Origin of the sequence: Actinomadura citrea (assembly GCF_013409045.1) — a bacterium.
Lineage (GTDB): Bacteria > Actinomycetota > Actinomycetes > Streptosporangiales > Streptosporangiaceae > Spirillospora > Spirillospora citrea.
In genome coordinates, this window is record NZ_JACCBT010000001.1 from 2,627,086 (window position 1) to 2,652,020 (window position 24,935).

28 protein-coding genes are annotated in these 24,935 nt (G+C 65.4%); 7 read left to right on the forward strand and 21 right to left on the reverse strand.

Annotation, left to right across the window (positions count from 1 at the left end; genetic code table 11):
• Positions 1-46 precede the first annotated feature (46 nt).
• Positions 47-235 (reverse strand): helix-turn-helix domain-containing protein, encoded by a 189-nt coding sequence (locus BJ999_RS12390; protein WP_179838496.1) that lies wholly within the window; start codon positions 233-235, stop codon positions 47-49.
• Between the two features lie 164 nt (positions 236-399).
• The gene (locus BJ999_RS12395; protein WP_179833432.1) at positions 400-1,923 is read right to left on the reverse strand and encodes an FtsK/SpoIIIE domain-containing protein; all 1,524 of its coding nucleotides are present in this window, start codon (positions 1,921-1,923) and stop codon (positions 400-402) included.
• A gap of 57 nt (positions 1,924-1,980) precedes the next feature.
• On the opposite strand from BJ999_RS12395, the gene BJ999_RS12400 reads away from it, so the two are divergent.
• The gene (locus tag BJ999_RS12400) at positions 1,981-2,175 is read left to right on the forward strand and encodes a hypothetical protein (RefSeq protein WP_179833433.1); all 195 of its coding nucleotides are present in this window, start codon (positions 1,981-1,983) and stop codon (positions 2,173-2,175) included.
• Positions 2,176-2,185: 10 nt separating this feature from the next.
• Here BJ999_RS12400 and BJ999_RS12405 read toward each other — a convergent pair whose 3' ends face one another.
• The 3 genes from BJ999_RS12405 to BJ999_RS12415 all read right to left on the reverse strand — a co-directional run bounded on the left by BJ999_RS12405 (position 2,186) and on the right by BJ999_RS12415 (position 3,119).
• Positions 2,186-2,488 carry a hypothetical protein gene (locus tag BJ999_RS12405; protein WP_179833434.1) on the reverse strand — a complete coding sequence of 101 codons (303 nt, stop codon included), beginning with the start codon at positions 2,486-2,488 and terminating at the stop codon, positions 2,186-2,188.
• Between the two features lie 71 nt (positions 2,489-2,559).
• Positions 2,560-2,748, reverse strand: coding sequence for a hypothetical protein (locus tag BJ999_RS12410; RefSeq protein WP_179833435.1), 189 nt, complete (start codon positions 2,746-2,748; stop codon positions 2,560-2,562).
• 161 nt (positions 2,749-2,909) lie between these two features.
• Positions 2,910-3,119, reverse strand: a complete 210-nt coding sequence (locus BJ999_RS12415) for a hypothetical protein (RefSeq protein WP_179833436.1) — start codon at positions 3,117-3,119, stop codon at positions 2,910-2,912.
• Between the two features lie 177 nt (positions 3,120-3,296).
• Between BJ999_RS12415 and BJ999_RS12420 the strand changes: the two genes are divergently transcribed.
• Positions 3,297-4,040: a helix-turn-helix domain-containing protein gene (locus BJ999_RS12420; protein ID WP_179833437.1), complete on the forward strand. Its 744-nt coding sequence runs from the start codon at positions 3,297-3,299 to the stop codon at positions 4,038-4,040.
• A gap of 1 nt (position 4,041) precedes the next feature.
• Positions 4,042-4,521 (forward strand): NUDIX hydrolase, encoded by a 480-nt coding sequence (locus tag BJ999_RS12425; protein ID WP_179833438.1) that lies wholly within the window; start codon positions 4,042-4,044, stop codon positions 4,519-4,521.
• 14 nt (positions 4,522-4,535) lie between these two features.
• Here the strand turns inward: BJ999_RS12425 and BJ999_RS12430 are convergent, their stop codons facing one another.
• From BJ999_RS12430 to BJ999_RS12455, 6 genes are all read right to left on the reverse strand, one after another.
• Positions 4,536-5,009, reverse strand: a complete 474-nt coding sequence (locus tag BJ999_RS12430; protein ID WP_179833439.1) for an ASCH domain-containing protein — start codon at positions 5,007-5,009, stop codon at positions 4,536-4,538.
• Positions 4,999-7,071, reverse strand: coding sequence for a GNAT family N-acetyltransferase (locus BJ999_RS12435; protein ID WP_179833440.1), 2,073 nt, complete (start codon positions 7,069-7,071; stop codon positions 4,999-5,001). Before BJ999_RS12435 ends, BJ999_RS12430 begins: the two co-directional genes overlap by 11 nt.
• Before the next feature lie 107 nt (positions 7,072-7,178).
• Positions 7,179-7,775 carry an HD domain-containing protein gene (locus BJ999_RS12440; RefSeq protein WP_179833441.1) on the reverse strand — a complete coding sequence of 199 codons (597 nt, stop codon included), beginning with the start codon at positions 7,773-7,775 and terminating at the stop codon, positions 7,179-7,181.
• Positions 7,776-7,824: 49 nt separating this feature from the next.
• Positions 7,825-8,280 (reverse strand): GntR family transcriptional regulator, encoded by a 456-nt coding sequence (locus tag BJ999_RS12445; RefSeq protein ID WP_179833442.1) that lies wholly within the window; start codon positions 8,278-8,280, stop codon positions 7,825-7,827.
• 1 nt (position 8,281) lies between these two features.
• Positions 8,282-8,725 (reverse strand): hypothetical protein, encoded by a 444-nt coding sequence (locus BJ999_RS12450; RefSeq protein ID WP_179833443.1) that lies wholly within the window; start codon positions 8,723-8,725, stop codon positions 8,282-8,284.
• Complete coding sequence (locus BJ999_RS12455) at positions 8,725-9,003, reverse strand: hypothetical protein (RefSeq protein WP_179833444.1); 279 nt, start codon at positions 9,001-9,003, stop codon at positions 8,725-8,727. Before BJ999_RS12455 ends, BJ999_RS12450 begins: the two co-directional genes overlap by 1 nt.
• 168 nt (positions 9,004-9,171) lie before the next feature.
• Between BJ999_RS12455 and BJ999_RS12460 the strand changes: the two genes are divergently transcribed.
• The gene (locus tag BJ999_RS12460; RefSeq protein ID WP_229809862.1) at positions 9,172-9,903 is read left to right on the forward strand and encodes a DUF5919 domain-containing protein; all 732 of its coding nucleotides are present in this window, start codon (positions 9,172-9,174) and stop codon (positions 9,901-9,903) included.
• A gap of 445 nt (positions 9,904-10,348) precedes the next feature.
• Here BJ999_RS12460 and BJ999_RS12465 read toward each other — a convergent pair whose 3' ends face one another.
• The 4 genes from BJ999_RS12465 to BJ999_RS12480 form a co-directional block, all read right to left on the reverse strand.
• Complete coding sequence (locus tag BJ999_RS12465) at positions 10,349-14,074, reverse strand: DUF4365 domain-containing protein (RefSeq protein ID WP_179833445.1); 3,726 nt, start codon at positions 14,072-14,074, stop codon at positions 10,349-10,351.
• Positions 14,075-15,016: 942 nt separating this feature from the next.
• Positions 15,017-15,595, reverse strand: a complete 579-nt coding sequence (locus BJ999_RS12470; RefSeq protein ID WP_229809863.1) for a DUF2637 domain-containing protein — start codon at positions 15,593-15,595, stop codon at positions 15,017-15,019.
• A complete protein-coding gene (locus BJ999_RS12475; protein ID WP_179833446.1) occupies positions 15,588-15,809 on the reverse strand; it encodes a hypothetical protein in 222 nt (73 codons plus the stop codon). The genes BJ999_RS12470 and BJ999_RS12475 overlap by 8 nt, the downstream gene beginning before the upstream one ends.
• Before the next feature lie 407 nt (positions 15,810-16,216).
• Entirely contained in the window at positions 16,217-16,777 is a 561-nt protein-coding gene (locus BJ999_RS12480) for a TetR/AcrR family transcriptional regulator (protein WP_179833447.1), read from the reverse strand.
• 71 nt (positions 16,778-16,848) lie between these two features.
• On the opposite strand from BJ999_RS12480, the gene BJ999_RS12485 reads away from it, so the two are divergent.
• A complete protein-coding gene (locus tag BJ999_RS12485; RefSeq protein WP_179833448.1) occupies positions 16,849-18,225 on the forward strand; it encodes an amidase in 1,377 nt (458 codons plus the stop codon).
• A gap of 56 nt (positions 18,226-18,281) precedes the next feature.
• Here the strand turns inward: BJ999_RS12485 and BJ999_RS12490 are convergent, their stop codons facing one another.
• The 5 genes from BJ999_RS12490 to BJ999_RS12510 form a co-directional block, all read right to left on the reverse strand.
• Entirely contained in the window at positions 18,282-19,043 is a 762-nt protein-coding gene (locus tag BJ999_RS12490; protein WP_179833449.1) for a glucose 1-dehydrogenase, read from the reverse strand.
• Between the two features lie 69 nt (positions 19,044-19,112).
• Positions 19,113-19,682 (reverse strand): TetR/AcrR family transcriptional regulator, encoded by a 570-nt coding sequence (locus tag BJ999_RS12495; protein WP_218935042.1) that lies wholly within the window; start codon positions 19,680-19,682, stop codon positions 19,113-19,115.
• An 86-nt stretch (positions 19,683-19,768) separates the two neighbouring features.
• On the reverse strand, positions 19,769-20,464 hold the full coding sequence (locus tag BJ999_RS12500) for an endonuclease V (protein ID WP_179833450.1): 696 nt from the start codon (positions 20,462-20,464) through the stop codon (positions 19,769-19,771).
• 40 nt (positions 20,465-20,504) lie between these two features.
• Positions 20,505-21,677, reverse strand: coding sequence for a serine hydrolase domain-containing protein (locus tag BJ999_RS12505; protein WP_179833451.1), 1,173 nt, complete (start codon positions 21,675-21,677; stop codon positions 20,505-20,507).
• Positions 21,678-21,746: 69 nt separating this feature from the next.
• The gene (locus tag BJ999_RS12510; RefSeq protein WP_179833452.1) at positions 21,747-23,342 is read right to left on the reverse strand and encodes a bifunctional lysylphosphatidylglycerol flippase/synthetase MprF; all 1,596 of its coding nucleotides are present in this window, start codon (positions 23,340-23,342) and stop codon (positions 21,747-21,749) included.
• 267 nt (positions 23,343-23,609) lie between these two features.
• Here BJ999_RS12510 and BJ999_RS12515 point away from each other — a divergent pair, with 267 nt between their 5' ends.
• Entirely contained in the window at positions 23,610-24,065 is a 456-nt protein-coding gene (locus BJ999_RS12515) for a flavodoxin family protein (RefSeq protein ID WP_179833453.1), read from the forward strand.
• Positions 24,066-24,094: 29 nt separating this feature from the next.
• Positions 24,095-24,394 (forward strand): Dabb family protein, encoded by a 300-nt coding sequence (locus BJ999_RS12520; protein WP_179833454.1) that lies wholly within the window; start codon positions 24,095-24,097, stop codon positions 24,392-24,394.
• 250 nt (positions 24,395-24,644) lie between these two features.
• Here BJ999_RS12520 and BJ999_RS12525 read toward each other — a convergent pair whose 3' ends face one another.
• A complete protein-coding gene (locus BJ999_RS12525; RefSeq protein WP_179833455.1) occupies positions 24,645-24,875 on the reverse strand; it encodes a hypothetical protein in 231 nt (76 codons plus the stop codon).
• Positions 24,876-24,935: the final 60 nt, after the last annotated feature.

Genomic DNA, 24,935 nt, shown 5'->3' on the forward strand with positions numbered 1-24,935 from the left:
CCCGTTCTGCGGGGCGAGGTGTCCGGACGGGCCTCCCGTGCGGGTGTCAGCGCTTGGCCTCTTGGAGGGAGGGCTCTTCCAGGGAGGTGACGAACTCGGCGAGGTGTCGGTCAGTGATGCGGCGCAGCTTGCCGATCTTGATGCTGCGGAGTTGGCCGGTGCGGATCAGGAAGTAGACCTTGTCCCGTCCGATGCTGAGGATCTCGGCCACTTGCTCGACGGTGTACGCCTGCAGGGGACACCACCTCCTCTCACCCGGGCTTCGTCCCGGGGCCGTGCGCGGATGTGGGTGGGGATCATCTCCTCGGTTGCGGTGTGTGCTTGTCTCTCGTCTCGTCTCATGGACGTCTCAGCCGCCCATACGTGCAGACGCGTGCGCGAGACGAGACGTTGAGACGTTTACCGGGTGTGATCGGTCGCCTTGTAGCGGCCTCGTCCGACTTGGACGGCGTGGCCGGCCTTCACCAGTTCGGCGAGGCGCCGGTAGAGGGTGGGGCGGCTCAGCTCTGTGAACATCAGAAGGTGGGCGATCGGGAGGCCCTCCTCTGGCGCACCGTCCAAGGCTTCTCTCAGTGCTGTCTCGGCCTGGTCTTCGCGGGACGGCGCTACGAGGACGGACGGCTCGGAGGCTGACGCCATGTGCGCCTCGTCCAGCGCGCGTAGGGAGACCTCGTCCAGCGTCGGACGGTTGGACGCGTGGCGTTCTGCTGTCTCGGCCACGGTGGCATCGGTGAGTAGGTAGGCGCGGCCTCGCCGAGGTGTGTCGTGTTCGGGCGCGGACAGGAGGAACTTGCCGGGGGCGTTGAGGGTGTGGGCGTGCCATCCGGCGCTGAGCATCCCCTGCCCGAGAATGAGATCGACGTCCTTGCGCTCACGGACGCGGAAGCTCACGCGGACGTCCATCTGTGACCGGACGGCGCCCTTGCCCATGGCCTTCTGTGTGGGCCGCTGGGTCGCCGCAATGAGCGTTACGGCGACGGCGCGCCCCCGCCGCGCGATTGAGTCCGTGTCGCTTGCGGCGTCGGGAGCGTCATCGGCGAGTTCGGCGTACTCGTCCACGACGATGACGAGCGCGGGGTGTTCCGGAGTCGGATCCCACACGCGCCTCCCGTCGGCCGTGAGCCATTCGGCGCGAGCCTCCAGGACGGTGACGGCGTCGCGCAGCATGGCGCGGGCTTGCTCCGGTGTGGTGGCGAGCCGATCGATACAGGACGCCCACGGCTGGAGCTCCATCCCGCGCTTGAGATCGACGGCCCAGATAACGACGTCCCGGCAGGCGCTGAGGTTGCCCATTAGGACGTTGATCCCGCCGCTCTTCCCGGAGCCGGCTACGCCCCCGAAGAGGCCGTGACGTCGCAGCAGCAGAACTCGCGCGCCGGTCGCGTCCTCGAACGGGCCGAGGTCGATCGGTTCGGTAATGGAGGAGACGGACGGTCCCGGCCACGGGATCGCATCGGCATGCGGGTCTCTGTCGAGCACCCGCAACTCGAACCGGTTGGCCTTGCCGTCGCGCGTCGGTGCGACGCGCACAGCGCCCCGGAACGTCCCAAGCGCCGACTCGATAGCCGGAACCTTGGCGATGACGTCCTGGATCGTCTGGCCGCGTGCCAGGGCGAACCGTGCGCGCCATCCCCACACGTCCACCACCGCGGATTGCGCCCGTGATCCGGCGAGCCCGACGTCCTTCGCGATCTCCGGCCACGCGGCTATCTGCCGATCGACTCGCACTCTGGCGCGCCGCCTCCGGTGCGCCCACCACGGCGCAGCGAGCGCGACTGCGCCCCCGACGAGCATCACAGGAAGCGGCGGGACCGTGGGCCCGACTGCAGTAGCCGCAGACAGCCACCCACCCGCGCCCATCACGACGCCAGCGGCATACAACCGCTCGATTCGCGGCGCGAGCCCCAACTTCTCGCCGAACATGGCGAGAGCCCACGCAGCCAAGCCAGCACCGGTCAGCAGCCACGGCCACCACTCCGAGTGCGCGACGTGCAGGACCGCGCCCCCTACTACGAGCGCAGCCACCAGGTAGACCGGGCCCAGTTCGGACCGGTACCGCCACAGGGCTCGCGCAAGGAGGACGGCGGCCACGTCCGGGAATTGGTCGCCCGGTCGATGATCACCATGGGCTGCAACCCACTGCGCCGCATCTTCTGCGCATGCCGCCGCATCTGACGCGCTCGGCTCATGAGCGCCCCCAAGACTCCGGGGGAAGGTGGCCTTGCGCACGTAGTTCATCGCGCAGGTAGTACAGCGGATCCGGCTCGCCGTCGCGGTCGGCTCGCAGTGTGGCTCGCCCCGCAGCCGCCAGATTCGCGCGGTCCCGCCGGACCTTCGCCAGCAGGGACGAGAGCCGGGAGATCTCGGAGAGGAGTTGGGGAACATCGGCGAGCGCGGCGTAGAGCCGCGCCCACAGATCCTCGATGGACGGCATCGCGTCGGAAAGGCTGGAGAGGATCTCACGCGCGGCGAGGCTTCGCGTTCGCACCTCTTGAACGTTGACTTGGACATGCGGCGGTGTATCAGGCACCAAGGCATCCCTCCCTTCGGTAGGGGACGTCAGTGCTGAGAAAGAGACCGGACGAGGACGGCCACCACTCGGCGGATCTCCGGCGCGGCACTGGTCGCGGCGAGGAAGAACCCGAACAGCAGACACACCGCGATGTGCCAGCCACGAAGTCCCATGTACCGCCACGCGACCCACACCACGGCGCCCAGGATCGCCACCAGGGGCAGAGAGACGTTCACTGACGTACCTCCTCACAGCCACGGAGCCGGATACTGCGGGCCGCGCCCACGCCGGAGCCACCGGGCGCGAGCGCGGCACTTGCGGCACCTGCGGCTCCCGGGCTCGACGCGTGCGCCGCAGGGGCACGTGTGACCGGTGATAGCGCGAGGCATCCGCATGCTCACCGCCCCGCCGGTACGCGGGCCGGCGCGTCGTCGCACGTGCGGGTGCTGAGCACCCGCCTGGATGCGGTACCGACGCGGGACGTCTCGGCGAGCCCTCGCGCGGTCCGGCGCTCTTCGGCGTGGATGCCGATGACGAGCATCGCGAAGATTCCGCAGGTGGAGCCAGCGAGGAAGACGGCGAGGATCGCTGCCAGAACGAGGATCATCTTTGACCACTCCTCTCGTAAGGCCCGTATCCGGCGGGGACGGTCCGGGCGGTCGGTGTCTACGAGAAAGAGAGTGCGCCTGACCTGCGGGACGAGATCACTACATGACTGGACGTGTTCATGACGTCCTCATAGGCTTGACCGCGTCCTAGGACGTCCCGGAATCCGGACGGGTGCATGCCAAACGAACGCCTACGCGCCGCTCTACTAGAGCAGGGCCTCACTATCGCCACGCTCGCCGAGTCACTCGACGTTGACCCAAAAACGGTAGAACGGTGGATCACCAAGGACCGCACCCCCTACCGGCGGCATCGCTACGCAGTAGCTTCGCGATTGGGCGTAGACGAGACTTTCCTGTGGCCGGACGCCCTCTCTAACGAGCAGGTCACTGCAGCGTCCAGCAGCGAGCTAGTGACGATCTACCCGCACCGGACATCCGTCCCGAGGGACGCATGGGGACGTCTCTTCGCCACAGCGAAGGAAGAGATCGGCGTCCTTGTCTACTCCGGCCTCTTCCTCTCCGAAGATTCCGGTATTCAACGCACGTTCGCCGAGAAGGCCGCGGCTGGTGTCCGCGTCCGCATCCTCCTCGGCGACCCGGACAGCCCACAGGTAGCCGAACGAGGCGACGACGAGGGCGTAGGCGACGCCCAAGCCGCAAAGATCCGCAACGCCCTGGTCCTCTACAAGAATCTGCGCAGGCGAGACGGCGTCGAGTTCCGCTTTCACCGCACGGTCCTATACAACTCGATCTACCGCGCCGATGACCAGCTCCTCGTCAACACCCACGTCTACGGCGTCACCGGCCCCCACGCCCCCGTCTGGCACCTCCGCCGCATAGCCGGCGGAGACCTGGTCAACACCTACATAGAGAGCTTTGAACGCGTCTGGGAACGCGCCACACCCATACCGGGGGACTGACATGGGCCGCAGGATCGACTACTACGACGACCCCAACGCCCCCAAGGCCAACAGCCTCGTCCCCTCCGTCAACGTCGTCGTAGAGAACGACAAGGGCGAGATCCTCATGATCCGCCGTACCGACAACGACAACTGGGCCCTCCCGGGTGGCGCAATCGACCTAGGTGAGTCCGTAAATCAGGCTGGCGCCCGCGAAACCAAGGAAGAAACCGGAATAGACGTGGTAATCACCGGCCTTGTGGGCATTTACAGCGATCCAAGACATGTAATTCACTACACAAGCAACAATGAAGTCCGCCAAGAGTTCTCAATAGTACTCACCGCTACATATCTCGGCGGGAATATAGAACTCAGCGAAGAATCGCGAGAAGTTCAATGGGTCCCCGCAAAATCAATCAAAGCCCGCTCCATGGATCGCTCTATGTTCGTGCGAATCACGGACTACTTCGAAAGAGGCGGGTATCCGATTGCGCTGGCCTGATCTACGGGTGAAAGCTAAGCATGACAAGAAGCCCGCCGATCATTTTGACGACCATGCATCGCGGAAAAGATTGAACTAACATCTGTTTTGGAGAAGTATCGATAGCTCTGTGGCGGATGAAAAGAACCTAGATCGCGAAGCTGTGCAAGGCTGATTGATTCGGACCAGATCCGTGGGTTTTTCAGTAGTAGGGCGGATGCGGTCTCAATAGATTCATAATAACTGCGGAATTCTCGCTCAGTAACTCCAACCTGATCCTGAAAGCGTTCCCATATGTCGGCAGGGTTAGCTACTACAACTTCACGTAGATCAACTGTGCCTACAAGGGCCATGACAGGTGAACTTGCATAAATATATATAAGCGTGCCCGCCTGAGCAGAAACGCGCTGTCGCCTCAACTCCACCGTCTTGCTGCCATTCAGAATGGCATCTGCGAATCTAGGTTTTAGGGACAGCAACAAGGGGCGATTCCTGGCTTCAGTCTCCATGACATCCCTTGCGATAAGCGGCGATGAACAGATCAGACTCTATCGGACGCACCGAGAGTAGTGGAAGCTTGAAACGCCGGCTACTAAGGAATTCTTTGAGAGCCTTCCCTGCCAGGGGTTTCTCGAAGACCTCTGTCCGCGTAAACCGTATCGCCTGAGCCTTGCCCTCTTTGGCTACGCTCTGTATGTGTTTAAGTTCAAAGACGCCGAGATGTCTGTATCTCTCATGCAAATCGGATGGAGGTGCAGTCACGACCTCATCCAAAAGAGAACAGGCTATGACCGCGGCCTCTCTGCGTTCCCTTCCCTGGCCCTGGCTCATGTACCAGAGTATGCGGGAAGGCGCCTTAATGTGAATTCCATGAGGTGACCGATAGTAAACATGCTCACGACTAATGCCCAACGCATCGGGTCGTGTGTAAGGAAGAGTCTCCGGAACGCCGAATAGGTCCATTGACCAGCGAGGCTGGATAGGAATCATGTAGGAAGAGAGTCTGCTGTTAGTGATCTTAGCCGGCCAGAGTACAGATTCGAGCTCTGCCACTCCAATCGGCGAGAGATTGAGCTTAGGTGGAAACTCCCATGCGATGTCCCACTTTAGAAGCTGGCGTTCGCTCATCTCTCGGATTTGACTGACGGTTCCACATTCATTGATGGCGAGGGCGCAAAGACCACCGGAACTTTCGAAGAACCCATCAAACAGTGCAGCGCGGCGCACGTAGGAACCTGCATGTCCATCTGTAATGGCCAGCGCCGTGGTCCCCGAGTTCACGCACCTTCTCCGCAGTTCCGTGAGTACCTGCTGCGTAAGAGTAGCGGCAAGCGGGTGTTTTGAGTCTACCCGAAAGAGCGGTATTTCAAGACGGTCATTAAGTCTGCCGCACGCAAAGACTGCGACCGCAAGTCCATCGGGATCGCGCACAACGATACGCTCCCATTCGCCATGGCGAGCCGAAGACAATCCTCTCAATCTTCGAAGAAAGTCTTGACTTCGCTCTCGTTCGTCGGCGTTGCGAAATTTTTCTATCTCCGACTCGCCGCCAGAGGCGATTGTTGCGGTTGTATATCCGGTGCCTTGTAGCGTTGCCGGGCGATAGGCGTCGGATCTAGTTAGTTCATCGATCCTGATCACTACATCTGCTGGCCTTAGTATTCTCAGATCGAATTCTTCAAGGGCTGACTCATAACACGTAGTGATAAGTGCTTCGTCGCGAGTAGTAAACACTGTCAGCCCGGCCGCGGCGGCTGCAGCTACGTGCTTGATATCGGCCCTATCCTGTTCGGTACATGGGTAATCCGGATGCCTCCGCTGAATGTGGCTCGTGAGAGCCGTCATGCAACGTTCCACGCTCTTTGCTTCCGGCGGAGCATATTCGTGATTAGCGTGAGCCTTCCTCCTATAGAGACTTCTGCGCAGATTATCCTCGACCGTGCTAATCTCCTCCTGAAGTGCAGAGGTGACAACCAGGTCAAGCACACCAGCCAAGTGGTCTGCGATCAACGCATGTGACTCTTGACCTCCCTTGCGTATTGGAAAGTCGTAAAGATCGCGCAGAACATTGAAGTCGATGGCAGCGCGGAGAACTGGTTCCTCTTTGTATGAAAAGAGATCGATGTGTCCTGAGTGCTTCCGATGCCAGACTACAAGTGGCTTCTTGTCTCGGCTTCGTCCTGGAACTTCATTGATCGGCTGAAATCCGAGGTGGAGCCACATGTCGTCAAGCCCATAATCTCGACGACATTTAGCCCGAATCCCAATTCGGTCGGAATGAATCCGGCTTATCTCTTCTATTAGGGCACGGGCGATACCACGCCCTTTGGCTGATTCGGCGACTACTAGGTGAGTCAATCGAACTTCGCTTCGTGGAAGAGCGAAGAGGGCATAGGCAAGGAGACTATTTCCTCGCTTCACGGCGAGCAGCGTTCCGTTAGCTGCAGCGCTTAAGAACACGCTTGGCGGAAGAAAGCCTAGCGTTGCTCTGTTCTTGTCCGCTAGAGCGATAATCGAGCATATTAGTTCGTGTTCGCGAGGATCAACTTTCGTAACTGTTTTATCTGTCATTTGGTGCGCCTATCTGAGCTTAAACTATCAATTGACTGTGAAGGTAAGTGATGGAACGACCGCTTTCACTGCGAGTGCGGTCAGCGCATTCTCGCAAGGGGTTGAGGCTAGAGGTAAGTGCTGTGTCCTGTAGTGGCCATCTTTGCCCTCTTGGCGAGAAGTAGATCTCCTCCGACCTTCTGCGTAGCACGCAACAGATGGGGCGAGGCGTTGGTGATGGCTTTCGTGACGAGATGTCCTCTGCCATACCGTTCCAAGATCTCAGACAACCGGCGTTCGACGGTCACCGCCATGCCGTCTGGACTTGTCGTCATGTCGCAGTAGATCAGTGCGTCGGCAAAGATCGGCGCATGCGCTCCGAACTCTCCCACCAGGACGTCAGAAAGACCTCGTTCCCGCGCCTCGATGATGGCACAGGAGTGGTGTGCTACCAGGCGGCACAAGTGGTCCTCTGCGTGATGGAAGTCGCGGAGGTAACGCGCGCCGTCTACAGGGTGGAAGCCCGTGTCCATTAGGTCGGGGGCGTAACCGATGTCGTGGAGCCAGGCGGCGGCTTCTAGGAGATCGGCTTGATTGCCGAGGATAGGGGAGAGCGTGCGAGCCTGGCGGGCTACGCCTTGGGTGTGTGCCCAGCGGCGGGGGAGTGGGGTTTCCAGGTGCTTGCGTGCGAGGTCGCGGGCCCAGGCTGCGGTGTGTTTCTTCATGGGCTCGACGCTACGGCGAGGCTGGCGGACGTCCACGGGCGTGCGCGGCTCATATTGGGACGTCTTGGCCGACGTAGCGTCCTTTGCCGTGGACGCAGGTGACGAGGCCGGCGGCTTCAAGGGCGACGAGGGCTGCGCGGGCAGTGGAGCGGGAAACGCCGTGGCGTCGGGCGAGTTGCTTCTCACTGGGGAGCGCGTCTCCCGCATGGAAGCGTCCGGTCTCGATCTGGTGGCGCAGGTTCGCGGCGATGTGCTCTGTACTCGTGCGTGGTTGGGTGTCGGGGTCCGCGACGAATCGGCCCACGCCAGCGCGGACGGTGATGAGCCCTTCGGCTTGCAGGGCTGACAGAGCCCGCCGCACGGTGGTGCGGACGACGCCGAACTCGGCGCAGAGGGCGGCCTCGCTTGGTAGACGGGCGCCGGGGGCGTAGGTGCCGTCTGTGAGGCGGTGCCGTAGCACGCGGGTGATGTGCACGTAGGTGCCCCATGCCGTGCGGCGGGTCATGTCAGAGCTGCTCGTCTCTCAGGGGATCGAATGCCGCCGCCACCCACGGTTGGAGCAGGATGTTCAGCTTGTCCGCGGCGAGGCAGAGCCGTTTGCACGGCGTGAGCCATAGGCCGGTGCTGGACAGGTACCACCAGGTGCCGTTACCCCAAGCCACGGAGATGCTCTCGCCGATGGTGGGCGCGTCCTTGGAGTAGACGCGCAGGAGCGTGCGGGGAGTCTCGGTGCGGAGTTGGGTAGTCCAGCCGTCACAGCGCAGGACGAGGGCGAGACGCGTGAGGTGCCAGCGTGCGCGCCACGGGCCGCTGTAGGAGGGCGGAGGGAGCGCGGTCGGTGCGTTCGGGGGAAGCAGCACCAACCGCGCCACCTCCTCCCCATCCCATGAGGCCGTGCTCCCCATCACGGCCTCCTCCGGTGACAGGTGCGGGGCTTGCTCCCATGCCATCACCGGGTCCTTGGGCGCGCGTTCTTGGCGCGCTCGCCCTCGTGGACGAGGGCCTCACGCAACGCGGCGGGGGTCGATGCGATCACCGTCGGGTCCACGCCGACGCGCGGGTCGTGCAGGCTCGCCACCCAGTCTCCGAGACGTCCGTCCCACCGGGTGGCGCGCCAGATGCGGTAACCGGTGAAGTCGCGACGCAACTCGGCGAGCGCCTTCTCGGCCGCTTCTGCGTCGGCCTTGTAGGCGTCGGAGGTGGCCCGAGGGGGCCGTTCGGTGGACATGATGGGCTCCTCGACTTGCATGCTCCATTGATACGGGTGGCGTGTTCGCCTGTGTCTTGAGCCTTCCGTGCGGTGTGGGACCTCTCCACCGGCATCTAGGGACGTCTAGGGACGTCTTCTGTTAGCGTCGCTTGTGCGTCGTTGTCGCTTGCATCTGCGGGAGGTCTGGTGAACGACTTGTTGAGGCGTGCCCTTGCCGACGCGAACCTGACCGAAGTCGGCGTTGCCGCGCGACTCGGTGTGGACCCCAAGACCGTCCACCGATGGGTCGCCGGACGCGTCCCCTACCCCCGCCACCGGACGAGGGTTGCCGCGCTGGTCGGACGTGAAGAAGCCGATCTATGGCCGTACGTCGCCGTGACGAACACACCGGTGGAGGCGCCCGTGATTGAGATCCTCACGACCTACCCGCATCGATGGGCCGTTCCTCGTCCGGTCTGGCATCAGCTCTTTCGGGCTGCGCAGGACAAGATCGGCATTCTGGCGTACGCGGGGCTCTTCCTCGCCGAGGACACAGGCATCATGCGCATGCTCGCGCAGAGGGCACATGAGGGCGTCTCAGTGCGGATCCTGCTCGGCGACCCGGACGGATCGTGCGTCGCTGAGCGAGGTAGCGACGAGGGCGTAGGCGAGTCCATGGCTGCGAAAATCCGCAACGCCCTCGTCCACTACCGGGCCCTACGGGACGTGGACGGCGTTGACATCCGGCTACATAACACGGTGCTCTACAACTCGATCTACCACGCCGATGACGAGCTACTGATCAACCCACACGCCTACGGCATCGCCGCGTCCCACGCTCCCGTCCTCCACCTGCGGAGGGCGGAAGAAGGCGACACAGCGAGCACGTACCTGGAGAGCTTCGAGCGCGTATGGTCCGGCGCGTTCCCCATGGCCTAGGTGTATTGCCCAGGCAGATTGTCAATCTGCCTGGGCAATACACCTAGGCGTGTCCCGTGATGTAAGGCCCGGAATACAATACCGGAACTCTGTGTAGATCTCCCACATCTCTAACGCGGCCCAAAAACCGGGCCCCACGCGCCGCCTACTCGGCGCATGGCCCTTGACGCTTCTGCTTGGGTGCCGGTGGCAGGACCAGGCCGACGCCACTCGGCAGGCGCGAAACTTCAGTTCTCGCGAGGCCGCTCGAAGATGGACCAGTCGCACGAGGTTGTGCACTAAGACTGGGTGCCGCCGGCCGGTCCTAGACTTGCGCGAGGAGCCCGCGCTGGGCATCGCGACGGCCTATTGCGGGCAGGCAGGTGCCCCGTCCGCCGACACACCCCCAGTCAAGTCTGGAATCGTCCAGCTTTAGCAGGTTCGAATCCAGATAGACAGCGATTCATCATTGCCGTTTCGCGAGAACCGCTCTAATGAATTCATCTGGATCATCTAGCTTCTGCATTCGGCTGAGAATGTTGGCAGCGATCGGAACTTTATCGCCCGGACTTGGAAGATTGAGATTCTGCGCAAGAGCAATCGCTTGCTGAATCCCCGCATGAGCGTCATCCACGGAAGGTGAGGAGCCGACACCGAAGATCGCAATCAGTGTAAGCATGGTAGAAGCAGCATCAGGATTCTCTCCCCATGCTGAAGCGACACCTCGCATGGCAGATACTTGCCATGGGCGCAGTAGGTCAACGTTGTAGGAGGAAACTACCTCGTAAATTCTCCTCAAATCTTCGAGGGGATTATTTCGCCATCGCCACCAGGCCGCCCGGGTAAGTTGAAGAGCCGCCGCCCCTCCTGACGCACCTTTTTCATTCCGTATCTGGTCAATAAGGTCATCCAGGTCGACGGGAATGTCGACTACAGATTCTTCGAGGCAACGACGAACAAGACGGGCTTGCAAATCAGCCCACTCCTGCATCTGTCGATCGAGGCCTCTTTCTGCAGAAATAGATATTTCGCTTTCGACAATTGCCTCGATGGCAGAGATAGTCCCAAATGCCTGAACTCCAACACTCCGAGCAAGGTGACGAAGAGCCAGATCGTCACTCCAAAGGAAAGCCTCCCGCTGATGGGCGAGCTCGATAGGGGCCAACCAGGGCCTGAAATTCATCTCATCCAATTGTTGAAAAAGAGAAAGATCCCCAACTTGCTCGAGAGTAGTATTCCGAGCAGAGCCATCCAAAGCTTCTGCTTTTCTCCAAAGTTCGGATCGTTCTCGCGGGGTGCTTTCATGAAAAATTGGACGATTGAGTTCTTCGCTCCATGCGAGCGTCCCCGAACTGGCCGTAAGGCCGCGGGCCTCAGCTGTCGCTCTTGCGATATCATCCCTTGATGATTCGGCCATCAAGATTTCCGAGAAGCGGCCTCGAATATCCTGAATATCGTTAAGTTTTGATGACAGAAGCAATGCAGATGCTTCGGTGACAACCGAGTTCCCGAAAGCCCTTCTAGCACTTTCAACCTCAATCTGGTGTACAACGTCATCCATAGCAGATGCTATGGACATGCCGAGCTGCTGCTGAATGACAATCAATGCATATGAGCGCCCAGTGATAGCAGCAAACATCCCAAGCGGAAATCGACCATCGGAGATGCTCGCAAGGGTCTCCTTAAGCGGGGACAGATCTCTCGATGAAGCGTCGGCTTCCATCTGCGCCGCCAGATCCTCCGGCGAGAATGGAACGAAGCGCACCTGGCTATCGGGTCCATGTTCTTCAGCCGCTTCAGCGAGCGCAGCGAAGGCAGCACGTCTTAGTTCCGGGTCAACGACAGACCTGGCGTCAACCGATTTTTCCGACTGAACGTCGGAATCTTGATCACTCGAACCATCGCCAGACTCGTCAACACTTCTCGTTGAAAAAATTACGTGACGGAGTAGGGCACTCGAAAGTTCTACATCGTCACTAAACTGAGTAGCGAGAGTTAGTGCCTGACTGGTAGTAGCGTTGTCCCACTCTTTGGCCACAAACGAGCGGAACCAGCAACGGGCTTCATCTTCATTTTTCGGAACCATGCCGTATGCCGAAATTGTTTCGGCAGCCTGCCCGTCTCGCCGCTGATTTAGTTGCATTCTAACTAGGTTCCAGACAGTTTCTGTATCTGGAGAGTCGAGCAAATCCAATCGCGACCTAAGGTAACGCTCCGCGAGAGCCCAGTCTTTTCTTTCGGACGCCAGTGAAGCAAGAAGCACATATAGTTTTGCTCGTTGAAATCCCGCTAGCGCTGGCTCGGCTAGCGCACGAAGAGCGGAGCTTTCCGCTTCCGCAGGCAGGCCGGCGCGCCTAAGAATCTCGACGCGTTTAACGAGAAGTTCCGGGATGTGGAGGCGGTCATAAGCACGTACACAAGCGGTATTTGCCTTGTCAAGCTGCCCTCTGTCAACAAGCCTGCTGATCAAGTACTCTGCGGCGATAGGGTCAGAATCCGCCAAAGACTGTAGTTGCGGTAGCGTGGAGTCAAAGTCTGCATGAGCATCGATAAGGGTCGATGCCACCGCTTTTTTGGTCGATGATACGATCCCGCGCTCAACCAGACCGTCAAGCGCTACGGTTGTGTCTATGCCTTGAAACGCCAGCATCAGAACCGCGGAGTATGTCAGCTCATAGTCCTCCTTATCTTGGGCCTGCTTGAGTGTAATCTTCCAGAGTTCAGCCTTCTCTTCCGGGGAAAGATCTTCGTCCGCAAACTCAAGCTTCAGAAGCTCCGCGCCCTCTTGTCCCTCAATCGACTCGAGTACCTCGGAAACGATGCTTTCCTTGTTGAGCATCCGGGCCGCATAGAGAACCTTGCCTGCGACTACTGCATCCTTAGACTCTTCTAGAGTCGCATCGCCGAAGGGTAGGGGGCGGCCATGCTTGACTACTTGCTCGAAGTCTCCTTGGAGGGCGAGTGCGCTTAGCAGAAGCTGCAATGCGCCGATGCTGTCTCCACTCCATTTCCTCCGCTGCTGGAGTGCCTGAAGGGCCCATTTCTTTGATTGTGAAATATCCGTGGGCCTTGATTCGGCGGTCGTGGCTCGCCGTGCGTAGGACTCCGCCAACGAGGTCATATAGTTACTCGCGGTCGGGCGCAGTTCGAGTGCACGACTGTATCGTTGAATTGCCTCGGACTCATTATTGCTGCGTCGGGCATTAAGCGCGAGAATCTCCTGAACCACTGGCTCGGAATCTGCATCTTTTGATGCAATATCCAGCGTGCTCGGGATTGGGATCGGTTTTGCTGTGCTCTCGTCTTCCTCCAATAGAAGATGGCCAACGCCAGCCACTAGTGCACCTTCAGAGGTTAGTGCAGCGCGGTCTAGATACGCTCTTGCCTTTGTCCTGTCAACCGATATCAGTTGCAGCCCGGCGACTGCCAGGACACGCCCCGTCCCCGTTGATTTCAAAGCGACAGCGCGTTCAAGTGCGGCAACGGATTCGGCGGTACAGCCATGCTCTGATGCATATGTCGCCACGGCCCGCCAACCGTCAAAACCAATCCCCTCCAGCCAGCTCGGTGTTGCAGCAAGAAGTGTTTTTACGGTGAAAGAAGGATTTGATCGACCCTGAGAAAGCTCATGGGCAAGCAACGCGACTTCTAGCTCCTTTACGTTTTTACTCTCCTCCAGAATTTCACCAACGGCTGGTGGCAGGCACTCTAGACTTATTGTGTAACGTTCTCTTGCCTTTACCGTGTTGTCTTGAACAATGCTTAGCCACTGATCGCCTGCAGTATTGAGAACTTGATCGCGCGGCACTGTCATTTTATAGCCTTTGCCAGTACTCTCGATTGTTTGACTAGTAACCTGCTCCCAATATGCAATATTGGAGTTTAGATCAACAATTACGACAAATACTGGAAGGATGTGCCCGAGCCAATATTCAACATTACGAGGCTTGGGCCGGAATATCCACCCACTCTCAGTGGGCTCCTGAAACCAACTTGGGCCGCCCTTGATTTGAAGTGCGAGAAGACGGCCTGTTGGCCTTCCCTCAGTCTTGATCTCCACTTGCGCGTCAATTCCGTAGTCCAGGATCGGCTCCGCGCGATAGATCCACTTGAGCCTCGTCAGAACATGCTGGCCGACTATATGGACAGCAGCTTCACCAGTCAGGTCAGGATCGAGATCATCCTCGGCCAATGGATACCTCTCGCGGTGTGAGGGTTCCGTGAAGAACGGAACGGTTCGATGAGCAGAATGTGCTACTAGCTTCTTGCCACTCCGATTGTAGACACATCGGCTCGCACAGTGTATGCCGTTTGTGAAACACTCACAGCAACCAGAGGTGCTGACGCTTGGGCGGTGACAGTGCCTGTGCCGCCGACCTGCCCCATCCAGTGGTGAGCCACCCCCTGACAGACCGACGACCCGGCCATGATCCGGGCCGCTTGCCGCTGTTCCCGGCAACCTTCCTCGTGCAACCCGCCCGCTGGTCCTATGGGGAGCAGACGAAGATCCTGCGTCTTCAGTTCGATCAGGGCACAACGAGGGCACATGACGGTAGGAACCGTCGAGAAGTGATGAGAGGCGGCGATCGCTTCTGACGCAGGTCACGTCGTGGTCGACCACATCGGGCCTGATCAGGGTAGGGGGCTGTGAAGAACCCGGCTTACAGGCCGACTCCCGCCGACTCAGCGTTTGCGACTCTCGTAACCTGGCGGGAAGTCTCGGGGCCTCTCTTCACCAAGCTCCACAAGGCCACACCGACAGACGGCCCACCTGATGTCGTCACTCCCAGCGTCACTCAGTTGCTTGCTCGCAACAACTTCGCCGTCCGAGCAGGCAGTACCGTGCTGACTACACACCGCCTGAGTTGCCAAGCTCTTTCGCCCGCGTACCAGCCGACCCAGTATCGCCAGACGGCAACGACGTTAGAAGTCATGTCCCGATCGTGCCTTTCCCAGCCGAAATGCCGCCATGTCGGGTGACCAGTTGGGGCCGCACGCCATGCATCGAGCACCTGTTCGAGTAATGGCCTGATGTGAGAACGCTTCACTCGCCGTCCTGGGGGCAAGCGAGGTACTGGAAGCACACGGAGAAGCCCCAGCCACGGCCGGTGGGGGCGTGACTGGGCTCCCTGGTTCATGCCGGAGCAGGTTGCTCCGTGCTGGTGATGATCTGCTTCACCTTGCGGCGGTCGATGCCGTACTTCTCGGCAAGGTAGCGCTGAGAGACCGGACGGCCCGGACCGTTCAGGCTTTCCCTGTACTCGTCCCGTACCGCCTGTTCCGGCGTCTGCTCCACTTTGGTGCGTTCCTCGTCCTGGGCGAGGTCCCCGCGCGCTGCGCTGCGCGTGAGGGTCATCAGGAGTTCGAAGCTGCCGACGAGGGCGAGGGCTGGCCAGGCGCTGACTATCGCGCCTATGAGGCCGTGGGTCGCGCCGTGCGCCACGTTGGCGCCTACCGTGGCCACGATGCCTACGGCGAGGCTCCACTTGGCCAAGGGCGGTGCGGGGTGCTTTCGGCGGCTGGCGTCCAGGATCACCATGGATGCCGCCCAGATGAGGCCGTCCACTGTGAACGGGACGAGGCGTGCCGTGGGGCCGGACTCGCCGTGGGAGTGGACGAGTTCGTAGGCGTGGCGGTACGAGATGACGGCGGCCACGGCGGCTACTGCCACCACGGCGAGCGCGGTTGTGATGCGGATGAGGCGGTCATTCACGGCCCAGCTCCCGTCGCCACTCCTGGGCGCATGGGTCGTCCTCGCCGTGGGTGAGGAGGCGTTCGGCGAGCATCAGGGCCGTGATTGCGGCGTTGCGGTCGACGGGGCGTGGCCAGGTAGTGACGTGCCAGCCGCAGTCGGTGCGCGTGGCGGTGGCGATGACCTTGCCGGCTGCCGTGGCGGTCATCGTGGTTGCGGTGATTTCTAGGGCCATGAGGGTGGCCTCCTCCCTGCTGAGAGGGGGAGCCACGGGAGCCAATCCGGGGAGCCAACGCCAGTCGGTTTGGTTCGACGGTGCTGGACGGGCCCGGACTGGTCCCGTGGGCTCCTTCCCTTGTTTTTGCAGGTGAGCGGCTCCGTGGCCGACTTCCCCGGACAGTGCCGGACGGGGTGCGAATAAGGCTGACTCAGGGGTTCCCTAAGTGAGGCTTAAAGGCGTTCTGTTGGGGGGTGGGGCGGCTTAGCGTTGCGGGTGTCAGATCGGAGACACGGCGGAGGTGCACAGGCGGAGAGCAGAGCGATCGTCGGCTGAGGTTCCGACTGAGGTTCCTGATTGAGACAGACTCCTGGCCCGCATGGCCCCGTAACCCCGCTCTGGGGCCGTGCGGGCCAGAAGCCTTTTCAGGGGCGGGGGAGGGCGCCGAGGAGGAGCAGGCGGAAGGCGTCGGCGGTGCCCGTGGCGGTGGTGTCTCCCGTTGCTAGGCGGCGGAGGGCCAGGCCGTAGAGCATCGCGACGATCGCGGGGGCGTGGTGTTCGGCGTCCGGGATGTCGAGGGCCTTGAGGATGGCGGTGGCCAGGCGGTCGTAGGCCTCGATGGAGCGCGTGGAGGTCTCGCGGAGGGCCGGGTCGCGGGCGGCGTGCAGGTGCAGTTCGAGGTTCGCGATCTGCTCGGGGCCGTAGGCGAACTCGACGACGGCCTTCTCGACCTGGTCGGCGGCCTCGACGGGCGCCATGCCGGACTCGGCGAGGGACGTGACGTAGGTCGTGATGCGGGCGATCTCCTGCTCGACGAAGGCGTGCAGCGCCTCGCGCAGCAGGTCCTCCTGGCTGGGGAAGTGGTAGGTCAGGGAGCCGAGGGAGACGCCGGCCGCACGGGCGACGGCGCGGTTGGTCACGGCGCCGATGCCCTGCTCGCCGATCAGGCGGAGGGTGGCGTGGAGGATCCGGTCACGGGCGCTCATCGGTGCACAGTCTTCCCCACAACGGGTGCGTTCAGTATCGTTCGTTCGAACGAACGATAGCTGGAGGCGGCGTGGAACTGGGGCTGGCCGGGCAGGCGGAGGCGCTGGCGAGGGGAGAGATCTCCTCGAGTGACCTGGTGGAGGAGAGCCTGGAGGCCATCGGCCGGCGGGAGTCGCTCGGCGCGTTCCGGGTGGTGCGGGCCGAGGCGGCCGCGCAGGAGGCGCTGGAGGCCGACAAGAGGCTGGCGGAGGGGGAGCGGCTGCCGCTGCTCGGGGTGCCCGTCGCCATCAAGGACGACACGGACATCGCGGGGGAGACCACGCCCTTCGCGGTGGCGGGGGACCACCGGCCGGTGGCGCGGGACGGGGAGGTCGTGCGCAAGCTGCGGGCCGCCGGGGCCGTCATCGTGGGGAAGACGACGACGTGCGAGCTCGGGTTGTGGCCGTTCAGCGAGTCGCGCGAGTACGGGATCGCGAGGAACCCGTGGAATCCCGACTACTCGCCGGGCGGGTCGTCGGGCGGGTCGGCGGCGGCCGTGGCGGCGGGCATGGTCGCGGGGGCGGTCGGTTCGGACGGGGCCGGGTCGATCCGGATCCCTGCGGCGTGGACGGGCCTGGTGGGCATCAAGCCCCAGCGGGGACGGGTCTCCGGGTATCCGCACACCGATCCGTTCAACGGGATCACCGTGTGGGGGCCGCTCGCGCGCAGCGTGGGGGACGCGGCCCTGCTGCTCGACGTGCTGACCGGCAGCCACGCCGAGGACGTCTACCGGCTGGACCCGCCGATCACCCCGTTCGCCGAGGCCGCGAGGCGGGAGCCGGGGCGCCTGCGGATCGCCGTCTCCTACCGGACGGCCCTCGGGGTCAGTGGGAGGCTCGACCCGCAGATCCGGGCGGCGGTCGAGCGGCTCGCGCGGAGGCTGACCGACCTCGGGCACAAGGTGTTCCCCGCGGATCCCGACTACGGGCCGGCGGCGCTCGGGCTCGTCCCGCGCGGGACGGCCGGGGTCGCCGACTGGCTGGACTCCCTGCCGAACCCGCGGCCCGATCCCCGGACGGAGGCCGAAGCGCGGCTGGGGCGGGTCCTCGGCAGGCGGCTGCTGCCCCTGGCCAAGCGGCTGGACCCGTACCTGCGGAGGAGGGCCGGGCGCGTCTTCCAGATCGCGGACGTGGTGATGACGCCCACGACCGCGCAGCCGCCGTTGCGGGTCGGGGCCTTCGACGGGGCCGGCTACCAGCGGACGCAGTCCGGGGTCGCGGCCGCGTGCCCTTACGCGTGGACGTGGAACGTGCTGGGATGGCCCGGAGTGAACGTCCCGGCCGGGTTCACCGGGGACGGGCTGCCCATCGGCGCCCAGCTGCTCGGTCATGACTCCGACGAGGCGACGCTCATCTCGCTCGCGGCGCAGCTGGAGTCGGTCGAAGGATGGGTGGGGCGGCGCCCTTAGACGCGTGACGGGCCGCCGGTGCGGGGGTCCAAGCCGGTACCGGCGGCCCGTCGCGTTCAGTAGCCGGCGCCCGTGAGCATGCCGCCGTCGACGAGGACCTCGCTGCCGGTGCAGTAGGTCGAGTCGTCCGAGGCGAGGAAGACGACGAGTCCGGTGATCTCCCGCGCCTTGCCCATGCGGCCGAGGGGGAGCGCCTTCATGAACGCGTCGGCGCCGGCGGCCGTGGCCGAGACGATGTCGTCCTGCATGGTCAGGGGCGTCAGCACCCCGCCGGGGTGGATGGAGTTCACGCGGATGCCGTACTGGCCGAGCTCGCGGGCGGCGGACTTGGTCAGCCCGCGGACGCCGAACTTGCTGGCGCTGTAGGCGGCGAGGCCGGCCGCGCCGATGAAGCCCTCGGTCGAGGACACGTTGACGATCGAGCCGCCGCCGGCCGCGCGCATCGGGGCGGTCACCGTCTTCACGCCGAGCCACTGGCCGACCAGGTTCACCTCCAGGATCTGGCGGAACTCCTCGACGGCCATGTTCTCGATGGTCTTGTGCCGGAGGATCCCGGCATTGTTGACCAGGACGTTCAGCGCCCCGAACGTCTCCGTCGCGGTCTGGACGGCGCGCTGCCAGTCCTCCTCGCGGGACACGTTCATCCGGACGAAGCGGGCGCCGTCCCCGAGGTCGGCGGCCAGCTTGGCGCCCTCCTCCTCCAGGACGTCGCCGAACACCACTCTGGCGCCCTCGTCCAGGAACCGGCGGACGTGCGCCTTGCCCATGCCGCGTGCGCCACCGGTGATCAGCGCCACCTTGCCGTCAAGCTGCCCCATCAACGCTCCTCGTCGCCCGTTGCCTCCCGGTCAACCTAGCGAACGCTTGGTCAACAGAACAAGGCGGCCCTACCCGGCGCGCAGCCCGCCGAACAGCAGCGTGAGCATCCGGTCGGCGTACGCGCCGGGGTCGGGGGTGCGCTCGGACGCCACGCCGATCGCGTTCGCGAGCCGCAGCAGGTCACCGGGGTCGATCTCGGCGCGGACCGCCCCGGCCCGCTGCGCCCGCTCCAGCAGCCGGCCGAGCGCGGCGCGGATGGCGTCGGCCGCGGCGCCGAGCCCGGTGGCCGCCCACTCCGGCCCCATCACCTCGATGATCACGGTGCAGGTGCCGCGCGGGCTCGACGCGCCCGCGAGGTAGGTGCGCAGCCAGCGGGCGAGCGCGGCCTCGGGGTCCGGTTCGGCCAGCAGCGCGTTGGCGTGCCCGAGCAGGCCGTCGATCCGCTCACGCAGGACGGCGTGCAGCAGCGCGTCCCGGGTGGGGAAGTGCCGGTAGAGCGTTCCCGATCCGACGCCCGCCCGTTTGGCGATCTCGTCGAGGGACGCGCCCGTGCCGTGCTCGGTGAAGGCGGTGCGAGCCGTCGTGACGAGTCGCTCGTAGTTGCGGCGGGCGTCGGCCCGCATCGGCCGGGTCTCCATGGGCACCGTCCAGCGGTCGCGGGTGGCCTGATGTGGCCCCCGGCCTGCTTCTTTGGACGAGCCTGCCATCTCCCAGGGCGAATGCGCTACCCGGAGCGCGCGGCGAGTGCGTCGCGCGACAGCCGGTCGGCCCTGCGCGTCGTCTCCGGCAGCCGGTACTCGGGCGTCAGGGCGAGCACGGTGCGGCACGCGGCGTCGAGGCCGGTGCGGTGGCCGACGGACACGAACACCGGCTTCACGCCGTCGCGGGTCCGCAGCACCCGCCCGACGGTCTCGTCGCCGTCCAGCAGCGGGCTCGCGTCGCCGCGCCGCGGGCCCGGCTGCTCGTACGTCCCGATGAACGCGGTCTTCCCGACGCCGACGGACGGCAGGCCGGTCAGCACGCCGAGGTGGCACGCGAGCCCGAAGCGGCGCGGGTGCGCGATCCCGAAGCCGTCGCAGACGAGCAGGTCGGGCGTGGTCTCCAGGGCGCGGAGCGCGTCGAGCAGCGTGGGCAGCTCCCGGAACGCGAACAGGCCCGGGACGTAGGGGAACGCGGCCGTCCCCACGGCGACCGACTCCTCCACGACCTCCAGCGTCGCCGCGTCCAGCACGACCACGGCGGCGGCCAGCCGGTCACCCGCGCCGCCGCCGTCGCCCGCATAGGAGACGTCCAGGCCCGCGACGGTGCGCGGCGCTGCAGGGCCCGGGACGCCGAGTTCGAGCATCGGACGCAGCCGGTCCTGGATCGCCTCGGCCTCCTGCGGTGTGGACGGCCAGGGATGCAGTTCGTTCACGTCCATGGGCAGGACGCTATCGCTCCCTCACGACGGTGCGGCGCCCCTACGCCAGCGACGCGTACGCCGCCTGCGTCAGCCGGTAGGCGCGCAGGTCGCCGGACGCCTGGTCGCCCATCAGGTTCGGCAGGTAGGCGAGCGCGAGCCCGGCCTCGGGGTCGCCGAGCCCGACCGAGCCGCCCGCGCCGGTGTGGCCGAACGCCGACTCCCGTCCCGCCCTCGGCGTGAAGAAGGTCTGCGAGGGGCGCATGAATCCGAGGCCGAAGGAACTCCGGACGAGCAGCGTGCGGTCGGGGCCGCTGACGCGCGGGCGGACGGCCTCGCGCAGCGTGTCCGGCCGCAGGATCCGGCCGGCCGTGAGGTCGCGGTAGAAGCCGGCGAGCGCGGGCGCGGTGGTCGTCATTCCGGCGGCCGGCCATCCGGCGCGCAGCACGACCGGGTTGTTGTAGCCGCCCTTGCCGGGATGCGGGTTGTTCAGCGACCGGTTCATCATGCTCTGCGGGTCGAGGTAGGCCTCCGCGAGCCGGGTCAGGACGTCGCGCTCGGTGGTCCCGGGCGCGTCGGTCCCGCCGCCGGAACGCCGGCCCGCCGACAGCTTCGCGGCCCGCTCGATCACCTCGTCCGGGGCCCCGACCCACAGGTCCAGGTCGCGGGCGAAGGCGTCCTTCACGAACGCGCCGACGGTCCGTCCGCCGGAATGGCGGCGGACGATCTCACCGGCCAGCCAGCCGTAGGTCAGCGCGTGGTAGCCGTGGCCCTCGCCGGGCGTCCACTCGGGCTCCTGGGCGGCCAGTTCCGCCGCGCGGGCCGGGGCGTCCGCGGCCTCCTCCGCCGACACCGGACGCGCGAACGCGGGCAGGCCCACCTGGTGCGACAGCAGGTGGGCGGCCGTCGCGGCGTCCTTGCCCGCGGCGCCGAACTCGGGCCACCAGTCCGTGACCGGGCCGTCGAGGTCGTAGGCGCCGCGCTCGGCGAGCAGCAGCGCCGCCGCGGCCGTCACCGCCTTGGTGCAGGAGAACCCGAAGCAGGGCGTGTCGGGCTGCCACGCGCGCCCGGTGCGGCGGTCGGCGACGCCGCCCCACAGGTCGACGACCTTGCGGTCGCCCGCGTAGACGGCGACGGCGGCGCCCAGTTCGCGCCCCTCGGCGAAGTGCTCCTCGAACACCTCGCGGACGCGGGCGAACGCCGGATCGCAGTGGCCCTGCACCGTGCTGCTCATACGCGGTCCTCTCAGGCGGGGGCTCCATAGAATCACGTTCTAGGATGTGCCGCCGAGCCGGGGCCCGCCTCAGGAGCGGCCCAGGTGGTGGACGGGTTCGGTGATCGGGCCGGCGGCGCGCTGGGCGGGGCGCGTCCGCCCGAACTCCAGCGTGAGCAGCGCCGCCGCCAGCCACGCGATGTCGAACCAGGATCGGAAGACCACGCTGCGGGGCTTGTAGGACGGCCTGAACTTCTTGTCGAACAGGTACAGCGACTCCACCGCGATCCACGGGTCGAGCAGGTGCAGCGCCCGGTAGCCGGCCTTCTCCAGCAGGCCGCGCTCGTCGGCGTCGAGCAGCTCGCGGAAGGCGGCGAAGTTCAGCGAGACGAGCCCGTGCCCGTGATCGGCGGCGTACTCGACCATCTCGACGATGAGGCGCTCGTTGACGCCGTTGGGGCCGCCGGGGGTGCGGCGCATCGCGTCCAGGCTGACGCCCTCGCCCGCGGTGACGTAGCGCTGGAACGCGATGGGCTCCTTGTCCTCGCCGTACGCGACGGCGACGATCGCCCCCGGGTGGTAGCCGGTGAGCAACTCGTCCAGGTTCATGGAGAAGCCGCGCTCGGCCGCCCCGCCGAGGGAGCTGGACGCGACGCCCAGCAGCTTCTCGCGCAGGGCGGGCGTGAGCTCCCGTTCCGGGAGGATCTCGGACGAGACGCCGAAGTTCTCGGTGCGCTTGACGGCCTGCCGGACGTTGCGCATCTTCCGCCCGGACAGCGTGAACTCGGCGGGACGGATGACGACCTCGTCGCCGAAGCCGATCGAGCGGCACCGCCCCCAGGCGGGGAGCAGGGTGTCGCTCGCGCCGAGGACGGCCGGGCGCCAGCCCGTCGTCCTGCACATCGCGAGGAACGCCCGCACGGCGTCGGCGTGCGAGGCGGGGTCCCCGACCGGGTCGCCGCCCGCCACCGCCATGCCGAACAGGACCCGGTAGCCGATCGCGGCGCGGCCGTCCGCGCTGAACACGTACGCCTTGTCGCGGCGCAGCGCGAACGGGGCGAGGGTGTCGGAGCCGGGGTGCAGGACGAGGCCCGCGACGCGGCCGCGCTCCGCCTCGTCGCCGGGCGGGGGCGCCGGGTCGGGCGCGAGGAGGGTGACCACCAGGACGAGCAGCCCCGCGGCCCCGGCGAGGCCGAGCACGCCCGGCAGCCAGGACGCCCCGTCCATGGGCGCGCCGGTGGCGCCGAGGCCGCTGGCGACGTCGCCGACCGACCGGACCGACACCCCGCCGAAGATCAGCGAGAAGAGGGTCGCGGCGGCGAGCAGCAGCGCCCCGGTCTTCACGGCCGCGCGGACGCGCTCGGGATGCGGGCGCACGGAGAACCGGCCGCGCTCCAGCCACAGCCCGCCGAGGGCGGCGGCGAGCAGCGGGAGCCGCCACAGCGGGTCGTCGCCGGACACCACGGCGAGCAGCCCGAGGAGCGCGAGCGCGACGAGCCCGTACCAGGCGGCGCGGCGGCGCAGCAGCACGCCCCGGGCGACGAGCGCGAGCACGAGGGCGAGCACCACGGCGTGCTCCGGCCTCAGGGGGCTGCCGGTGACGAGCCGGGACAGCCGGCCGAGCCAGTGCGGGGAGCCCGCGAACGCGGGCACCGCGATCAGCGTGGCGACCAGGGCGGCGGTCACCGCCAGCGGCCAGACGGGCCGCGCATGGGGCGCCGCACCCGGCCCGCCTCCGGCCGGAGGGCGGGAAAGGCCGCCCCTCCGCAAAGACTCGTCCGATAGCACGAAGCACACCTCCGCTGAGCCCCCAACCAAGATCTTCCGGAACTCATTCCCGGAATCGGTCGTTGTTATGGGGCCTTGACCCAGCGTACGGCCGGACCCGCAGCCCGTGCGCTCCTCTCCGGGCATACCCGGCCGGGCGGGCGGGACACCGCTAGCCTCGTAGTGATGAAGAGGCTCCTGCTCGTCCACCACACGCCGTCGCCGTCCGTCCAGGCGATGGTCGAGGCGGTGCGCGCCGGCGCGTCGACCGACGAGATCCAGGGCGTGGAGGTCGTGGTCCGCGCGGCGCTGGCCGCCACGGCCGTGGACGTCCTGGAGGCGGACGGCTACCTCCTGGGCTCGCCGGTCAACCTCGGCTACCTGTCCGGTGCGCTGAAGCACTTCTTCGACCAGATCTACTACCCCTGCCTGGAGGAGACGGTCCGCCGCCCGTTCGGCGCCTTCCTGCACGGCAACAACGACGCCACCGGCGCTGTGCGTGCCCTGGACGCCATCACCACCGGGCTGAAGTGGAAGGCCGTCCAGCCGCCCGTGGTGGTGACGGGCGAGCCCGGCAAGGCCGACCTGGAGGCGTGCTGGGAACTCGGCGCGATCACGGCGGCGGAGCTCGGAGACGTCTGAGACGGGTGGGCCGCCTGTAGCGTGCCGCCATGAGTGGTTTCCGGCACATAGCGCTGTTCAGATGGACCGAAGGCACGACGACGAGCCAGCAGGACGAGGTCGCGGCGCAGCTCGGCGAGCTGCCCGGCGCGATCCCGGAGATCCGGGAGTACGGCGTGGGGGTGAACGCCGGCGTGAACCCCGGCGCGTACGACTTCGCGGTGGTCGCGGACTTCGCCGACCTGGACGCCTACCTCGTCTACCGCGACCATCCGGTCCACCGCGCGGCGGTCGACGGGTACATCACGCCGATCACGGCGGAGCGCGCGTCCATCCAGTACGAGTTGTAGCGGAACCGGCCTGAGAGGGGCGGCGCCGAGGCGCCGCTCCGAGGTCGAAACCGAGCAAGCGCTTGTGCCCGAAGACTTTTCGGGTTAGTTTCCTCAGAGACGCCCGCTGGGAACGGATCGCGCCCCGTTCCCGGCGGGCGGCGAAGCAGGACGCGTCGTTCGCGAGATGTCGGTCGTTCCCCGCCCGCAGGCGTTCATCCCTGCGGGCGTCGCGGAATCCAGGCGATGCCATGCGGCGGGCGGGACGGGCTCACCCCCGCGACCGGATGCTCATGATCTCCTCGCGGAGCTGCTGCGAGGACGGCGCCTCCAGCAGCCGCGGGCCATCGCGCAGCGGCACCATGGCCCACCAGGACCCCGTCGCCTCGCCGTACCAGACCCGCACGCCCGGGAACTGCTGCTGGAGGGCGCGCGCGGTCGCGGCGCGCAGGGCCGCGGGCACCGGCTCGTCGCGGCCTGCGGCCCCCTGTCGAGCCGTCATGCCGCCCTCCCCCGGTAGATCTCTCCCGTAACAGCGTCCCCACGGACCAAGGCGTCACTC

What these genes read in the sequence shown, in the direction of transcription:
- BJ999_RS12520 (WP_179833454.1), top strand. Translation starts at nt 24,095, where the DNA reads ATGAGTGGTTTCCGGCACATAGCGCTGTTCAGATGGACCGAAGGCACG.
- BJ999_RS12445 (WP_179833442.1), bottom strand. Translation starts at nt 8,280, where the DNA reads ATGACCCGCCGCACGGCATGGGGCACCTACGTGCACATCACCCGCGTG.
- BJ999_RS12430 (WP_179833439.1), bottom strand. Translation starts at nt 5,009, where the DNA reads ATGGAGACTGAAGCCAGGAATCGCCCCTTGTTGCTGTCCCTAAAACCT.
- BJ999_RS12505 (WP_179833451.1), bottom strand. Translation starts at nt 21,677, where the DNA reads ATGAGCAGCACGGTGCAGGGCCACTGCGATCCGGCGTTCGCCCGCGTC.
- BJ999_RS12490 (WP_179833449.1), bottom strand. Translation starts at nt 19,043, where the DNA reads ATGGGGCAGCTTGACGGCAAGGTGGCGCTGATCACCGGTGGCGCACGC.
- BJ999_RS12455 (WP_179833444.1), bottom strand. Translation starts at nt 9,003, where the DNA reads ATGTCCACCGAACGGCCCCCTCGGGCCACCTCCGACGCCTACAAGGCC.
- BJ999_RS12425 (WP_179833438.1), top strand. Translation starts at nt 4,042, where the DNA reads ATGGGCCGCAGGATCGACTACTACGACGACCCCAACGCCCCCAAGGCC.
- BJ999_RS12435 (WP_179833440.1), bottom strand. Translation starts at nt 7,071, where the DNA reads ATGACAGATAAAACAGTTACGAAAGTTGATCCTCGCGAACACGAACTA.
- BJ999_RS12420 (WP_179833437.1), top strand. Translation starts at nt 3,297, where the DNA reads ATGCCAAACGAACGCCTACGCGCCGCTCTACTAGAGCAGGGCCTCACT.
- BJ999_RS12440 (WP_179833441.1), bottom strand. Translation starts at nt 7,775, where the DNA reads ATGAAGAAACACACCGCAGCCTGGGCCCGCGACCTCGCACGCAAGCAC.
- BJ999_RS12515 (WP_179833453.1), top strand. Translation starts at nt 23,610, where the DNA reads ATGAAGAGGCTCCTGCTCGTCCACCACACGCCGTCGCCGTCCGTCCAG.
- BJ999_RS12450 (WP_179833443.1), bottom strand. Translation starts at nt 8,725, where the DNA reads ATGGCATGGGAGCAAGCCCCGCACCTGTCACCGGAGGAGGCCGTGATG.
- BJ999_RS12480 (WP_179833447.1), bottom strand. Translation starts at nt 16,777, where the DNA reads ATGAGCGCCCGTGACCGGATCCTCCACGCCACCCTCCGCCTGATCGGC.
- BJ999_RS12395 (WP_179833432.1), bottom strand. Translation starts at nt 1,923, where the DNA reads ATGTTCGGCGAGAAGTTGGGGCTCGCGCCGCGAATCGAGCGGTTGTAT.
- BJ999_RS12415 (WP_179833436.1), bottom strand. Translation starts at nt 3,119, where the DNA reads ATGATCCTCGTTCTGGCAGCGATCCTCGCCGTCTTCCTCGCTGGCTCC.
- BJ999_RS12475 (WP_179833446.1), bottom strand. Translation starts at nt 15,809, where the DNA reads ATGGCCCTAGAAATCACCGCAACCACGATGACCGCCACGGCAGCCGGC.
- BJ999_RS12500 (WP_179833450.1), bottom strand. Translation starts at nt 20,464, where the DNA reads ATGGACGTGAACGAACTGCATCCCTGGCCGTCCACACCGCAGGAGGCC.
- BJ999_RS12495 (WP_218935042.1), bottom strand. Translation starts at nt 19,682, where the DNA reads ATGGAGACCCGGCCGATGCGGGCCGACGCCCGCCGCAACTACGAGCGA.
- BJ999_RS12525 (WP_179833455.1), bottom strand. Translation starts at nt 24,875, where the DNA reads ATGACGGCTCGACAGGGGGCCGCAGGCCGCGACGAGCCGGTGCCCGCG.